9 protein-coding genes are annotated in these 14,605 nt (G+C 74.2%); 3 read left to right on the forward strand and 6 right to left on the reverse strand.

The window, feature by feature from the left end:
- Positions 1–18 precede the first annotated feature (18 nt).
- The 4 genes from L7D48_RS15960 to rpsA all read right to left on the reverse strand — a co-directional run bounded on the left by L7D48_RS15960 (position 19) and on the right by rpsA (position 4,153).
- Positions 19–390 carry a tetratricopeptide repeat protein gene (locus L7D48_RS15960; RefSeq protein ID WP_237880108.1) on the reverse strand — a complete coding sequence of 124 codons (372 nt, stop codon included), beginning with the start codon at positions 388–390 and terminating at the stop codon, positions 19–21.
- A 255-nt stretch (positions 391–645) separates the two neighbouring features.
- Positions 646–1,251 carry a dephospho-CoA kinase gene (coaE, locus tag L7D48_RS15965; protein WP_237880109.1) on the reverse strand — a complete coding sequence of 202 codons (606 nt, stop codon included), beginning with the start codon at positions 1,249–1,251 and terminating at the stop codon, positions 646–648.
- 134 nt (positions 1,252–1,385) lie between these two features.
- On the reverse strand, positions 1,386–2,372 hold the full coding sequence (locus L7D48_RS15970; protein ID WP_237880110.1) for a PAC2 family protein: 987 nt from the start codon (positions 2,370–2,372) through the stop codon (positions 1,386–1,388).
- Between the two features lie 275 nt (positions 2,373–2,647).
- A complete protein-coding gene (gene rpsA, locus L7D48_RS15975) occupies positions 2,648–4,153 on the reverse strand; it encodes a 30S ribosomal protein S1 (RefSeq protein WP_237880111.1) in 1,506 nt (501 codons plus the stop codon).
- A 424-nt stretch (positions 4,154–4,577) separates the two neighbouring features.
- Here rpsA and L7D48_RS15980 point away from each other — a divergent pair, with 424 nt between their 5' ends.
- Both L7D48_RS15980 and hrpB read left to right on the forward strand, forming a co-directional pair.
- A complete protein-coding gene (locus tag L7D48_RS15980) occupies positions 4,578–5,396 on the forward strand; it encodes a class I SAM-dependent methyltransferase (protein WP_237880112.1) in 819 nt (272 codons plus the stop codon).
- A gap of 71 nt (positions 5,397–5,467) precedes the next feature.
- The gene (gene hrpB / locus L7D48_RS15985; protein ID WP_237880113.1) at positions 5,468–8,017 is read left to right on the forward strand and encodes an ATP-dependent helicase HrpB; all 2,550 of its coding nucleotides are present in this window, start codon (positions 5,468–5,470) and stop codon (positions 8,015–8,017) included.
- A gap of 49 nt (positions 8,018–8,066) precedes the next feature.
- On the opposite strand, the gene L7D48_RS15990 is transcribed toward hrpB, so the two are convergent.
- Positions 8,067–9,563 (reverse strand): lytic murein transglycosylase, encoded by a 1,497-nt coding sequence (locus tag L7D48_RS15990; protein WP_308312288.1) that lies wholly within the window; start codon positions 9,561–9,563, stop codon positions 8,067–8,069.
- Between the two features lie 373 nt (positions 9,564–9,936).
- Positions 9,937–12,681: a DNA polymerase I gene (gene polA, locus L7D48_RS15995; protein WP_374492411.1), complete on the reverse strand. Its 2,745-nt coding sequence runs from the start codon at positions 12,679–12,681 to the stop codon at positions 9,937–9,939.
- 92 nt (positions 12,682–12,773) lie between these two features.
- Between polA and L7D48_RS16000 the strand changes: the two genes are divergently transcribed.
- Positions 12,774–14,605, forward strand: a 1,832-nt coding sequence (locus tag L7D48_RS16000) for an FdhF/YdeP family oxidoreductase (RefSeq protein WP_237880115.1), incomplete at its 3' end; no start/stop codon positions are given.

The following is a 14,605-nucleotide window of genomic DNA, read 5'->3' on the forward strand; positions in this document are numbered from 1 at the left end:
CCGCCCGGGCGGGGGCGGTCAGGCGGCGCGGTCGCCGAAACGGGCCGCCTCCCAGAAGTCCGGCCGGGGATCCAGCGCCGCCGCCAGACGGAAGTGGCGCAGCGCCTCCTCGTCGCGGCCCGCGCGCTCCAGGGTGCGGCCGAGCGCGAAGTGCGCGAAGGAGTTGTCCGGCTCGCGCTCCAGGACGACCTGGAACTCCTCCTCGGCGGCGCGCAACTGGGCGCTGAGGAAGAACGCGCGGGCGCGCAGCAGTCGGACGGACGTCTTCTCCGGGAAGGCCTCGACGACGGACTCCAGGAGCTTCAGCGCGCCCCTGGGGTCGCGGGCGGCCAGCAGCTGCTCCGCGGCTCGGTACTGGATGACATGGGTCTCGGGCGTGGTCTCGTGCACGTCGACGCCTCCTCGACCGGGATCGGCCGCGTCGCACTGGCCGCGGGATCACAGGTCCTTCGGGTACGGGGGTGCTTGCGGGGGCGTCGCGGGACGTCCGGGAACGTCAGGGGACGCCTTGGTGTACCGCCACGGCAACGCACCCGCCGCGCGGGCATATTCCCGCTGCCCTTTGCGGGGATTCTTCCCGGCGCGAGGGGCGGTCAAGCACACCGCCGCGGCCGCGGACGGCCCGCCGCGCCCGGTCCGCCCGACTCAGGCCCGCCCGCCGGCGCGTTCCCTCAGGCGCCGCCAGACCTCGGCGACCTGGGGCTCCAGCTTCTCCAGGGGGCCGTCGTTGTCGATGACGATGTCCGCGACCGCCAGGCGCTGCTCGCGTGTCGCCTGGGCGGCCATCCGGTCCCGGGCGTCCTCCTCGGCCATGCCGCGCAGCCGCACCAGCCGGTCGAGCTGGGTGGCCGGGGAGGCGTCCACGACGACCACCAGGTCGTACAGGGGCGCCAGACCGTTCTCCGTCAGCAGCGGTACGTCGTGCACGACCACCGCGTCCTCGCCGGCCGCGCGCTGGAGTTCGGCCGAGCGCGCCCCGACCAGCGGGTGGACGATCGCGTTGAGCGCCTTCAGCTTCCCGGCATCGCCGAAGACGATCGAGCCGAGCCTGGGCCGGTCCAGGCTGCCGTCCGGGGCGAGGACCTCCTCGCCGAACTCGGCGACCACCGCGGCGAGCCCCTCGGTGCCCGGCTCGACGACCTCGCGGGCGATCTTGTCGGCGTCGACGATCACGGCGCCGTACGCGTCGAGCAGCCGCGAGACCTCGCTCTTGCCCGCGCCGATCCCGCCCGTCAGCCCCACGGAGAGCATGGCCGCGCCTCCACATGTGTCCGTGCCCGCACCGCGCCCCGCGCCGGGCGGCGGGGCCGCGTGCCGCACACGGGTTCGCCCGCGGCGGCTGCCGTCACCCTACCCAAGCTACCCAAGCGGGGGCGGAGCCCCGGTCAGGGCAGGGGGCCGCCGGTGTCCCCGGATCCCCCGTCCCCGGTGCCGCCTCCGCTCTCGCGCTCGGCCAGGAAACGCTCGAAGACCTCCCCCAGCTCCTCCGCCGAGGGCAGTTCGACGGGCTCGGCGACCAGGCTGCCGCGGGTCTCGGCCCCGGCCACGGCGTCGTACTGCTGCTCCAGGCCGCGGACGACCGCGACCAGCTCGCCGTCGCCCTCGGCGAGCTGCCGCTCGATCTCCTCCCGCACGCGGTGTGCGTCCGTGCGCAGCGACCGGGTGATCTCCGGCAGCACCAGCCCGGTGGCCGCGGTGATCGTCTCGACCACGGTCAGGGCGGCCTCGGGATAGGTGGAGCGGGCCACGTAGTGCGGGACGTGCGCGGCGAAGCCCAGTACGTCGTGGCCGGATTCGGCCAGCCGCAGCTCCAGCAGCGAGGCGGCGCTGCCGGGGACCTGCGCCTCGTCGAAGGGCGTCTGCCGCACGGGGGTGAGGTCCAGGCGATTGCCGTGCGGGGTGAGACCGACGGGGCGGGTGTGGGGCACGCCCATGGGGATGCCGTGGAAGCCGACGGACAGCCGCACGCCGAGCCTCTCGACGATCTCGCGCACGGCGGCCGTGAACCGCTCCCACTCGACGTCCGGCTCGGGGCCGGCCAGCAGCAGGAAGGGGGTGCCGGTGGCGTCCCGCAGCAGCCGCAGGTCCAGCCGGGGGGTTTCGTAGGAGGCCCAGTGGTCTCGCCGGAAGGTCATCACCGGCCGGCGGGCGCGATAGTCGACGAGGCGGTCCACGTCGAAGCGGGCGACGGTCGTGCGCGGACCGCCGTCCAGCAGTCCCTGGACGATCTGCCCGCCGGTCTCGCCGGCGTCGATGAAGCCCTCGAAGTGGTAGAGCATGACGGGCCCTGCACTGCCCGGCTCGCCGATGACCGCCTCGGCCTCCGCCAGGCCGGTCGGATCCCATGCGTACAAACCTTGCGGGTCCAGCACCTTCGCCGCTCCTCCGTGTCGCTTCCGTGTGTCGGCAACATCCGCCGCCGCGTGCGCATTCCCCTGATCGGGTGACCGGAAGGCCTCTTTGGCAACGCATCGTGCCATCTTCGGCACGGCCCCGGCACCGGGGGTCGCCCGGTGTCCCCCGCGGGGAGGCCGGTGCGGGGGCGGGAACGCCGCATGGCCCCCTCCCCGGGCGGGGAGGGGGCCATGCTTCATGCGCTACCTCGGGTTACCGCGCGCCGGCCTGCCGGCCGCGGTGGCCCGACGGGTCAGCTCTGGCCGCCCGCGAGCTTCTCGCGGAGGGCCGCCAGGGCCTCGTCCGACGCCAGGGCGCCGGAGTTGTCGCCCGACTCCGAGGAGTACGAGCCGCCGCCACCGCCGGTGCCGCCGCCCTGCGGGGCACCGCCGGCGGCACCCTCGGCCTCGGCCTGGGCGTCGGCCTCGCGGGACTTGAGGACCTGCGCCTGGTGCTGCTCGAAGCGCTGCTGCGCCTCGGCGTACTGGCGCTCCCACTCCTCGCGCTGCTTCTCGTAGCCCGGCAGCCAGTCGTTGGCCTCCGGGTCGAAGCCCTCGGGGTAGATGTAGTTGCCCTGGTCGTCGTAGGACGCGGCCATGCCGTACAGGGTCGGGTCGAACTCGACCGCCATCGGGTCGGCGCCGAAGGACTCGTTGGCCTGCTTCAGCGAGAGGCTGATGCGGCGGCGCTCCAGGTCGATGTCGATGACCTTGACGAAGATCTCGTCGTTGACCTGGACGACCTGCTCCGGGATCTCCACGTGGCGCTCGGCCAGCTCGGAGATGTGGACCAGGCCCTCGATACCCTCGTCGACCCGGACGAACGCGCCGAACGGCACCAGCTTGGTGACCTTGCCGGGCACGACCTGGCCGATCTGGTGGGTCCGGGCGAACTGCTGCCACGGGTCTTCCTGGGTCGCCTTGAGCGACAGGGAGACGCGCTCGCGGTCCATGTCGACGTCCAGGACCTCGACCGTGACCTCCTGGCCGACCTCGACGACCTCGGACGGGTGGTCGATGTGCTTCCAGGACAGCTCGGAGACGTGGACCAGACCGTCCACGCCGCCCAGGTCCACGAAGGCGCCGAAGTTGACGATCGAGGAGACGACGCCGGACCGCACCTGGCCCTTCTGGAGGGTGGTGAGGAAGGTCTGGCGGACCTCGGACTGGGTCTGCTCCAGCCAGGCGCGGCGGGAGAGGACCACGTTGTTGCGGTTCTTGTCCAGCTCGATGATCTTGGCCTCGAGCTCCTTGCCGACGTACGGCTGGAGGTCGCGGACGCGACGCATCTCGACCAGGGAGGCGGGAAGGAAGCCGCGGAGGCCGATGTCGAGGATGAGACCACCCTTGACGACCTCGATGACGGTACCGGTGACGATGCCGTCCTCTTCCTTGATCTTCTCGATGGTGCCCCAGGCCCGCTCGTACTGGGCACGCTTCTTCGAGAGGATCAGGCGGCCCTCCTTGTCCTCCTTCTGGAGGACCAGGGCCTCGATCTCGTCACCGACGGCGACGACCTCGTTCGGGTCGACATCGTGCTTGATCGACAGCTCTCGGGAAGGGATGACGCCTTCGGTCTTGTAGCCGATGTCGAGCAGGACCTCGTCCCGGTCGACCTTCACGATGACGCCGTCGACGATGTCGCCGTCGTTGAAGTACTTGATCGTCTCGTCGATCGCGGCGAGGAAGGCTTCCTCGGAACCGATGTCGTTAACCGCAACCTGCGGGGTGGTCACGGTGGTCTCGGTGCTGCTCGTCATGTGGAAAAGGGCTCCGGTACGGACATTGAAGTCGTAGGTACTGCTACGCCGAGAGCCCGTATCGCACTGCCGAAGCCGGACAGCCTGAGAGGTGCTTCACCGAAGATCTCCGAGGAAACCACGAGCACCTCGACAACCGAGGGGACATACAACAGATGCGAGCGCGACCTGCTCCGTCCGAGGCGCGCAGGCCCGCAGCGCAACTTGTAGCATACGGGGGCAGCCGGGCAGGGTCAATGCGCGAACAAGGACACACGGGACTTTGATCCCAAATCCGGCACAAGTCGCCGGTTCCGCGTCCCGTTCCCGCCTCCTCCGGGGCCCGCCGGTGCCCGGAGGCCGGAGCTCCAGGAGCCCGCACGGCACCTCTCCGGCGTTCCTCTCCGGCCGCGCGCCGGAACCGAAGGCTACGACGACGGGCGAGATGAACCAAGACAGCGAACCAGAGCCGGAGGCCGCCCGCCGCGACGCGGACGCCGCCGAGAGCAGCCGGGCCAGCCGCGGCTGGTGGGACCGGAACGCCGACGAGTACCAGCGCGAGCACGGCGGCTTCCTCGGCGACGACCGCTTCGTGTGGGGCCCGGAGGGCCTGGACGAGGAGGAGGCCGGTCTGCTGGGCCCGGCGGAGCGGCTGGCCGGCCGCATGGTGCTGGAGGTCGGCGCGGGGGCGGCGCAGTGCTCGCGCTGGCTGGCCGCGCGCGGGGCGCGCCCGGTGGCCCTGGACATCTCGCACCGCCAGCTCCAGCACGCGCTGCGCATCGACGGCGCCGCCCCGGCGTTCCCCCTGGTGCAGGCTGACGCCGGGGCGCTGCCCTTCGCCGACGGCTCCTTCGACCTGGCCTGCTCCGCGTACGGGGCGCTGCCCTTCGTCGCCGATCCGGTGCGGGTGCTGCGCGAGGTGCGCCGCGTCCTGCGGCCGGGCGGCCGGTGGGTGTTCTCCGTGACGCACCCGGTCCGCTGGGCGTTCCCCGACGAACCGGGGGCGGAGGGCCTGACGGTCGCCGCCTCCTACTTCGACCGCACGCCCTACGTGGAGCAGGACGAGCGGGGGCGCGCCGTCTACGTCGAGCACCACCGCACCCTCGGCGACCGCGTGCGCGACCTCGTCGCCGCCGGATTCCGCCTGGTGGACCTGGTGGAGCCGGAGTGGCCCGAGTGGAACCGGCAGGAGTGGGGAGGCTGGTCGCCGCTGCGCGGCCGGCTGATCCCGGGCACCGCGATCTTCGTCTGCGAGCGGGACTAGGGCTCCTCAGGGATCCTCAGGGCTCCTCGGGGCACCTCAGAGCGTCCTCCGGGCGCTGCGAGGATGGGGGCATGCCCCTGCGGACCGACGCCCTGAGCCGACTTCCCGTACGCACCGTCCTGCCCGCGCTGGAGGAAGCCCTCGGAACACGCGGGGCGGCCGTGCTGTGCGCCCCGCCGGGCACCGGCAAGACCACCTTGGTGCCGCTCGCCCTGGCCGGGCTCGCCGGCCCGCGGGAGGGGGCCCCGGCGCGGCGTGTGCTGGTCGCCGAACCGCGCCGGATCGCGGCGCGCGCCGCGGCGCGACGGATGGCCTGGCTGCTGGGCGAGCCCGTCGGCGCGAGGGTCGGGTTCACCGTGCGCGGGGAGCGGGCGGTCGGCCCCGGGTGCCTGGTGGAGGTGGTGACCACCGGGGTGCTGCTCCAGCGGCTCCAGCGGGACCCGGAACTGCCCGGGGTGGACACGGTGGTGCTGGACGAGTGCCACGAGAGGCATCTGGACGCGGACACCGCCGCCGCCTTCCTGCTGGACGTACGCGCCGCGCTGCGGCCGGAGCTGCGTCTGGTCGCCGCCTCGGCCACCACCGACGCCGGTGCCTGGGCCCGGCTGCTGGACGCGCCCGTGGTGGAGGCACCCGGCGCCTCCCATCCGGTGCGGGTGGTGTGGGCGCCTCCGGCCCGCCCGGTGCGCCCCGCCCACGGCACACGGGTCGACCCGGCCCTGCTGGAGCACGTCGCGGACACGGTGCGCCGGGCCCTGCGGGAGCAGGAGGGTGACGTGCTGTGCTTCCTGCCGGGGACCGGGGAGATCGCCCGGGTGGCCGCCCTGCTGGACGGCGGCGCCGGAGCCGAGGTGCTCCAGGTGCACGGGCGGGCCCCGGCCGCCGTCCAGGACGCGGTGCTGGCGGGTCCGGCCGGGCGGCGGCGGGTTGTGCTGGCCACGGCGGTGGCCGAGTCCAGCCTGACGGTGCCGGGGGTGCGGGTGGTGGTGGACGCCGGACTGTCCCGCGAGCCGCGCACCGACCACGCCCGGGGGCTGAGCGCGCTGGCGACGGTGCGGGCCTCGCGGGCGTCGGCCGGGCAGCGCGCGGGGCGTGCCGGGCGCGAGGCGCCGGGGGTGGTCTACCGCTGCTGGCCGGAGGCCGAGCACGACCGGCTGCCGCGCTTCCCCTCCCCCGAGATCACCGTCGCCGACCTCACCGCCTTCGCGCTGCGTGCGGCCTGCTGGGGCGACCCCGGCGCGCGCGGACTGGCGCTGCCCGACGCGCCCCCGCGGGGAGCGATGGCCGCGGCCCACGAGGTGCTGCGGGCGATCGGCGCCGTGGACGCCGGCGGGCGGGCCACGGAACGCGGGAGGGCGATGGCCTCACTGGGCCTGCACCCCCGGCTGGCGCGTGCCCTGCTGGACGCCGCTCCCCTGGTGGGTGCGCGGCGGGCGGCCGAGGTGGTGGCGCTGCTGAGCGAGGAGCCGCCCCGGGAGTACGGCGACGAGGTGGCGGCGGTGTGGCGCACCGCGCGCCGGGGCCGGGACGCGTACTGCGCCCGCTGGCGCCGGGAGGCGCGCCGGCTGGAGGGCGCCCTGCCGGACGGGCGCGGCGGGCGGGCTTCCGCCGGAGCGGCCGACGACGCGGCCGCCGCCCTGGTGGTGGCGCTGGCCTTCCCCGAGCGGGTGGCGCGCTCACGCGGCGAGCGGGCGTACCTGATGGCCTCCGGAACCCGCGCCGAACTCGCCCCGGGTTCCGGGCTGCGCGACGCCCCCTGGCTGGCGGTCGCCGTCGCGGACCGCCCCGCGGGGACCGCGTCCGCGCGGATACGGCTGGCCGCGGCGCTCGACGAGGAGACGGCGCGGGAGGCGGCCGGGGCGCTGTACTCAAAGGCCGAGGAGGTCGGCTGGTCCGCCGGGCGGCGCGATGTGGTGGCCCGGCGCGTGGAACGGCTGGGCTCGATCGAGCTGTCCTCCCGCCCCCTGCCCGACCCCGGTCCCGCAGCGGTGCGGGCGGCCCTGCTGGAGGGGCTGCGGCGCGAGGGCGTGGGGCTGCTGCGCTGGACGCGGGAGGCGGTGTCGCTGCGGCAGCGGCTGGCCTTCCTCCACCGGGAGCTGGGCGAGCCGTGGCCGGACGTGTCGGACGAGGCGCTGCTGGCGCGGGCGGACGAGTGGCTGGACGGGGTGCCGGGCCCGGCACGGCAGCGGGCCGATCTGGAGCGCGCGGACGCCGGCCGGCTGCTGACCGCGCTGCTGCCCTGGACCTCCGGGGAGGCAGCCCGGCTGGACGAACTGGCGCCGGAGCGGATCGAGGTGCCCTCGGGCTCGCGGATACGGGTGGACTACGGCGGGGAGCGGCCGGTGCTCGCGGTCAAGCTCCAGGAGCTGTTCGGCTGGCAGGAGGCGCCCCGCCTGGCGGGCGGCCGGGTGCCGCTGCTGGTCCATCTGCTGTCGCCCGCGGGGCGGCCGGCGGCCGTGACCGCGGATCTGGCCTCGTTCTGGCGCGACGGCTACCGCTCGGTGCGGGCCGAGCTGCGCGGCCGCTACCCCAGACACCCCTGGCCCGAGGATCCGGCGACCGCCCGGCCGACCGGGCGTACGGCCGCCGCGGCGCGGAGGGCTTCCGGGCAGGGGGGCTGAGCGGCGGCCGCGGGGTCCGGTGGCACCGGATCCCGCGGCCGCCGCCGGTTCAGTCCTCCTGGCGGGCCTGGACGGTGGCGCCGGCGGTCGGGGCGGGGGTCTGCTCCCCGCCGCCCTGCTGTCCGCTGCCGTCCTCGCCCTCTCCGGGCTCGTCCGGGTCCTCCGGCTCCTCGCCCCCGCAGGGGTCCTGCGGGTCCTCCCCGGGCTCCTCCGGGTTCTCGGAGTCCTCGGATTCCCCGGAGCCCTCCGGTCCGTCGGAGTCCTCGCCCGGCTCTCCGGTCGGGGTCGGGGAAGGCGGGCCCGCGGGCTCCTCGGCGCTCTCGCCGGGCTCGTCCGGATCCTCCGACTCCTCGGGGTCCTCCGGGTCCACCGGGCACTCCGGGTCCTCGCCCGGCTCCTCGGGGTCGTCCGGCTCGTCCCCGGGCTCCTCCGGTTCATCCGGGTTGTCCGGCTCGTCCCCGGGCTCCTCCGGTTCATCCGGGTTGTCCGGCTCGTCCCCGGGCTCCTCGGGCCCGTCCCCCGGTTTCTCGGGCTCCTCCCCCGGCTTCCCGGGGTTGTCCGGCTCCTCCGGCTCCTCCCCGGGCTCCTCGGAGTCCCCGGGCGGGAGAGGGGTGACCGTACCTTCCTCGGAGACGGGCGGCTTCGGCGAGGGCTTCCCGTCCTCGCCCTTCTCACCGCCGCCGTCGCCGCCCTTGCGGTCGCCGCCCTTGTCGCCCGGACGCCCGCTGGAGTCGCCCGCGGGCTCGCCGCCCGGCCGTGCGGGCCTCGACTCGTTGCCCGCGCCGGGGCTGTCGGGCAGTGTTCCCTCGCCGTCGGGGACCTCGTGGACGCCCTTGCGGTAGAAGTCCAGCCAGGACAGCACCGTCCGCAGGTACTCCCGCGACTGGTTGTAGCTGAGGATGGCCCGTTCCAGATCGGCCGGGTCCGACAGGTTCCTGCCGCCCGCGCACAGGTAGCGCCCTGCGGCGAGGGCGGCGTCGTAGATGTTGTTCGGGTCCTTGCGGCCGTCGCCGTTGCCGTCCGCACCCCAGCCGGCCCAGGTGGACGGGATGAACTGCATCGGCCCGACGGCCCGGTCGTAGCGGGTGTCGCCGTCGTACGCGCCGCCGTCGGTGTCCGAGATGTGCGCGAAGCCCACGCCGTTGAGCGCGGGCCCCAGGATCGGCTTGTGGGTGGTGCCCTGGGCGTCCACGGCTCCGCCGCGCGCCTGCCCGGACTCCACCTTGCCTATCGCGGCCAGGAGTTGCCAGGGAAGGTTGCAGCCGGGCCGCTCCTCGCCCAGGGTCCGCTCCGCGCGCTTGTAGGCGGCCAGAACGGTGGCGGGTATGCCGGACTCGGCAGGACCGGTGACCTCCGGCAGATCACTGGAGGATCCCGGCTTGTCCGGCTTGACCAGCGGCGGAAGCTCCGTGTGGTAGGGGGAGTTGCCGTCCGCGGGAAGGTCGGGGGACTCCGGGGAGCCGGCCGCCTCCCTGCCGCCGGGCTGCACCAGTTCCAGGCCGGGCCCCTGGGACGCGGTGAGCGCGGCCATCGCCGCCGCCGCCACCGCGGTGCTGGTAACGCCCCTTCGGACCCTGCCCACGAGCCGCCGAGCCGCCATCTGCCAGACCCTCCACGCTGTTGTCACGCGCTGCCGCGCCGCACCTGTCGGATGCGGCGCTCCTCAGACGCTCTGTACGGTTGTGTACGCCCTGTGCGTGCCCGGTTCGCCCGGCACCCGCCGTATGTCCGCGCTCCGGCCGCACCGCCTCTCCGCGAGGGGTAACGAGCGGGACACTACGGCAAGTTCGGCACCCGATCCACCACACCCGAAGAGGACGCGGCAACACACACGGCCGTTCCACCGGATGTTCACCGCCGTGTGCCGCCCGGGCCGCCGTCCGGCTCCCGGGCGGCACACGGCCTTCCGCGCGGCCGCCTCAGTGGGCGGCGTCCTCCCAGTTCTCACCGGAGCCCACGGAGACGTCCAGCGGCGCCCTCAGGTGGACGGCGCCGGACATCTCCCGGCGCACCAGCTCCTCCACCGCCTCCCGCTCGCCCGGGGCGACCTCCAGCACGATCTCGTCGTGCACCTGGAGCAGCATGCGCGAGCGCAGTTCCGCCTCGCCCAGCGCCCGGTCCACCTTCAGCATCGCGATCTTCACGATGTCCGCGGCGGTGCCCTGGATCGGGGCGTTGAGCGCCATCCGCTCGGCCATCTCGCGGCGCTGGCGGTTGTCGCTGTTGAGGTCGGGCAGGTAGCGGCGGCGGCCCAGGATGGTGGAGGTGTAGCCGGTGGCCCGGGCGTCCTCCACCACCCGGTGCAGGTAGTCGCGCACCCCGCCGAAGCGCTCGAAGTAGGCGTCCATCAGCCTGCGAGCCTCGTCGGCGGTGATGCCGAGCTGCTGCGACAGGCCGAAGGCCGACAGCCCGTAGGCCAGCCCGTACGACATGGCCTTGATCTTGCGGCGCATCTCCGGGTCCACCCGGTCCTTGGGGACCTCGAAGACCTGGGAGGCGGCGGTGGTGTGCAGATCCTCGCCGGAGGTGAACGCCTCGATCAGGCCCTCGTCCTCCGACAGGTGCGCCATCACCCGCAACTCGATCTGGCTGTAGTCGGCCGTCAGCAGCGACTCGTACCCCTGGCCGACCACGAAGCCCCGCCGGATGGCCCGGCCCTCGTCGGTGCGCACCGGGATGTTCTGCAGGTTGGGGTCGGTCGAGGACAGCCGGCCGGTGGCGGCGACCGTCTGGTTGAACGTGGTGTGGATGCGTCCGTCGGCGGCGATCGTCTTGATCAGGCCCTCGACGGTGGTGCGCAGCTTGGACTGCTCGCGGTAGCGCAGCATGACCACCGGCAGCTCGTGCTCGGTCTGCGTCGCCAGCCAGGTCAGCGCGTCGGCGTCCGTGGTGTATCCGGTCTTGGTCCGCTTCGTCTTCGGCAGGCCCAGTTCGCCGAAGAGCACCTCCTGCAGCTGCTTGGGCGAGCCGAGGTTGAACTCGTGGCCCACCGCGGTGTGCGCCTCGCGCACCGCCTGCTGGACGGCCGCGGCGAACTGCTGCTCCATCCGGCCCAGCCACTCGCGGTCCGCGGCGATGCCCGCCCGCTCCATCCGCGCCAGCAGGCCCGAGGTCGGCAGCTCGATGTCCTTCAGCAGGTCGGACGCGCCGACCTCCGTCAGCCGCCCGGCCAGCGCCCCGCCCAGGTCCAGGACGGTGCGGGCCCGGGCCATCAGCGCGTCCGCCTCGGCCTCCTCGTCCGCGCCCAGTGCCAGCTGCCCGCTGCTCTCGGCGGGCCGGGCCGGCTCCCGGCCCAGGAACTCCACCGACAGCGCCTCCAGGGCGAACGAGCGGCGGCCCGGCTGCACCAGGTAGGCGGCCAGCGCGGTGTCCATCGTGACGCCGGCGACGCTCCAGCCGTGCTCGGCGAAGACCCGCATCACCGCCTTGGCGTCGTGCATGACCTTGGGCCGTTCCCCGTCGGCGATCCACTCCGCGAACGCCCGCTCGTCGGCCTCGTCCAGCTGGGCGGGGTCGAACCACACCGCCGGCCCCTGCCCGGTCGCCAGGGCGATCTCGCCGACGCTCCCCGACCCCAGCTTCCAGTCGTCGACGGTGGCCACGCCCAGCGGATCGGCGCCCGAGGCGGCGTGCTCGGCCAGCCAGGGGGCCAGCTCGCCCGCGCCGGCGACCACCCCGTCGACCTCCACGCCGTCCGCCGGGGCCGCCGCCTCCTGGCCGGCCGCGCCCGGGTCGACCGCGTACAGCCGGTCGCGGAAGCCGGTGTTGCGGAACTCCAGCGCGTCCAGCACCACATCCAGCGCCCCCCGGTCGTAGGGCGCCCGCGCCAGGTCCGCCGGGCCGGCCGGCAGCTCCACGTCGCACACCAGCGCCGTCAGCCGCCGGTTGAGCCGGACGCTGTCGAGGTGGTCGCGCAGCTTCTCCCCGACCTTGCCCTTGACCTCGTCGGCCCGCTCCAGCAGCTCGGAAAGGGAGCCGAACTGCCTGATCCACTTCGCGGCGGTCTTCTCGCCCACCCCGGGGATGCCGGGCAGGTTGTCCGACGGGTCGCCGCGCAGGGCCGCGAAGTCCGGGTACTGCTCCGGGGTCAGGCCGTACTTCTCCTCCACCTTCTCGGGGGTGAAGCGGGTCAGCTCCGACACTCCCCGCGTGGGGTACAGCACCGTCGTCGCGTCGTTGACGAGCTGGAAGGAGTCGCGGTCGCCGGTGACGATCGAGACGTGGAAGCCCTCGGCCACCGCCTGCGTGGCCAGGGTGGCGATGATGTCGTCCGCCTCGAAGCCCTCCACCGCGAAACGCCGGATGCCCATCGCGTCCAGCAGTTCGCCGATCAGCTCCACCTGTCCCTTGAAGCCGTCCGGGGACTTGGAGCGGTTCGCCTTGTAGTCGGCGAACTCCTGGGTGCGCCAGGTCGTGCGCGACACGTCGAAGGCGACCGCCAGATGGGTGGGGTCCTCGTCGCGCAGCGTGTTCGCCAGCATCGAGGCGAAGCCGTAGATCGCGTTCGTCGGCTGCCCGGTGGTGGTGGAGAAGTTCTCCTCGGGCAACGCGAAGAACGCCCGGTAGGCGAGGGAGTGCCCGTCCAGCAGGAGCAGGCGCCTGTCCCGGGGCTCGCGCGATTCGGAGGAGTTCGCTGCGGTCGCTTTCGATGCTTTGTTGGCCACGCCCCGATCCTGCCACGCACCACCGACACCGGATCACGGACCGTCCTGGAGCCACTGTCGCGTCCCGGTCGAGCGTGGCAGGATCTGCGGCCATGAGACGCAGGCCGCCCGCCACCGATCCCGTCCAGGACGCCCCCCGGGTCGGCGCCCCGCGCCGGAGCGCCGCCGGGCTGCCGGCCGTCGCCCGCTCCCTGCGCATGGCCGGTGAGCAGATGGGGGTGCGGCGCACCGCGCTGACCCTGCTGAGGGTCAACCAGGAGGACGGCTTCGACTGCCCCGGCTGCGCCTGGCCCGAGCCGGAGCGGCGGCACACCGCGGAGTTCTGCGAGAACGGCGCCAAGGCCGTCGCCGAGGAGGCCACGCTGCGGCGGGTGACCCCCGCCTTCTTCGCCGAGCACCCCGTGGCCGACCTGGCCACGCGGTCCGGGTACTGGCTGGGGCAGCAGGGCCGCCTCACCCACCCGATGTACCTGGCCGAGGGCTCCGGCCGCTACGAGCCGATCGGCTGGGACGAGGCCTTCGAGATCGTCGCCGGCGAACTGCGCGCCCTGGACTCGCCCGACGAGGCCGTCTTCTACACCTCCGGCCGCACGAGCAACGAGGCCGCCTTCCTCTACCAGCTCCTGGCCCGCTGCCTGGGCACCAACAACCTGCCCGACTGCTCCAATCTGTGCCACGAGTCCTCCGGTGCCGCGCTGACCGAGACTCTCGGCGTCGGCAAGGGCAGCGTGCTGCTGGAGGACCTCCACCGCGCCGACCTGGTCATCGTCGCCGGGCAGAACCCGGGCACCAACCACCCCAGGATGCTCTCCGCGCTGGAGAAGGCCAAGCGGGGCGGCGCGCGGATCATCACCGTCAACCCGCTGCCCGAGGCCGGCCTGGAGCGGTTCGACAACCCGCAGACCCTGCGCGGCCTGGCCGGCTCCGGCACACCGCTGACCGACCTGTTCCTGCAGATCCGCATCGGCGGCGACCAGGCCCTCTTCCGCGAGCTGTGCCGGCGGGTGCTGGAGGCCGACGGCGGGGTGGACGAGGACTTCGTCCGCGAACACACCCACGGCTACGAGGAGTTCGCCGCCGCGGCCCGCGCCACCGACCCCGCCGACGTGCTGCGCGCCACCGGGCTCGACCCGGCCGGCATCGACCGCGCCGCCGAGATGGTCCTCGCCTCCGAGCGCACCGTCGTGTGCTGGGCCATGGGACTGACCCAGCACCGGCACGCCGTCCCCACCATCCGCGAGATCGTCAACCTCCTGCTGCTGCGCGGCGCCGTCGGCCGCCCCGGCGCCGGGGTCTGCCCGGTGCGCGGCCACAGCAACGTCCAGGGCGACCGCACCATGGGCATCGTCGAGAAGCCCTCCGGCGCCCTGCTGGACGCGCTGGAGTCGGAGTTCGGCGTCCCCATGCCGCGCGAGCACGGCCTGGACGTGGTGAACTCCATCCGCGCCCTGCGCGACGGGCGGGCGAAGGTGTTCTTCGCCCTCGGCGGCAACTTCGTCGCCGCCTCCCCCGACACCGAGGTGACCGAGGCCGCGATGCGGCGGGCCCGGCTGACCGTGCACGTGTCCACCAAGCTCAACCGCTCCCACTGCGTCACCGGCGCCCGCGCCCTGATCCTGCCCGTCCTCGGCCGCACCGAGCGCGACGTACAGGCCTGTGGCGAGCAGTTCGTCACCGTCGAGGACTCCATGGGCGTCGTCCACGCCTCCCGCGGGCGCCTCGCCCCCGCGAGCGAGCACCTGCTGTCCGAGCCCGCCGTCGTCTGCCGGCTGGCCCGCCGCGTCCTGGGCCCCGGCCACCCCGTGCCCTGGGAGGAGTTCGAGGCCGACTACGCCGCGATCCGCGACCGCATCGCCCGCACCGTCCCCGGCTTCGCCGACTTCAACGCCCGCGCCGCCCGCCCCGGCGGCTTCACCCTGCCCCC

This window comes from Streptomyces sp. ICN903 (genome assembly GCF_022015835.1).
Classification (GTDB): Bacteria; Actinomycetota; Actinomycetes; order Streptomycetales; family Streptomycetaceae; genus Streptomyces; species Streptomyces fenghuangensis.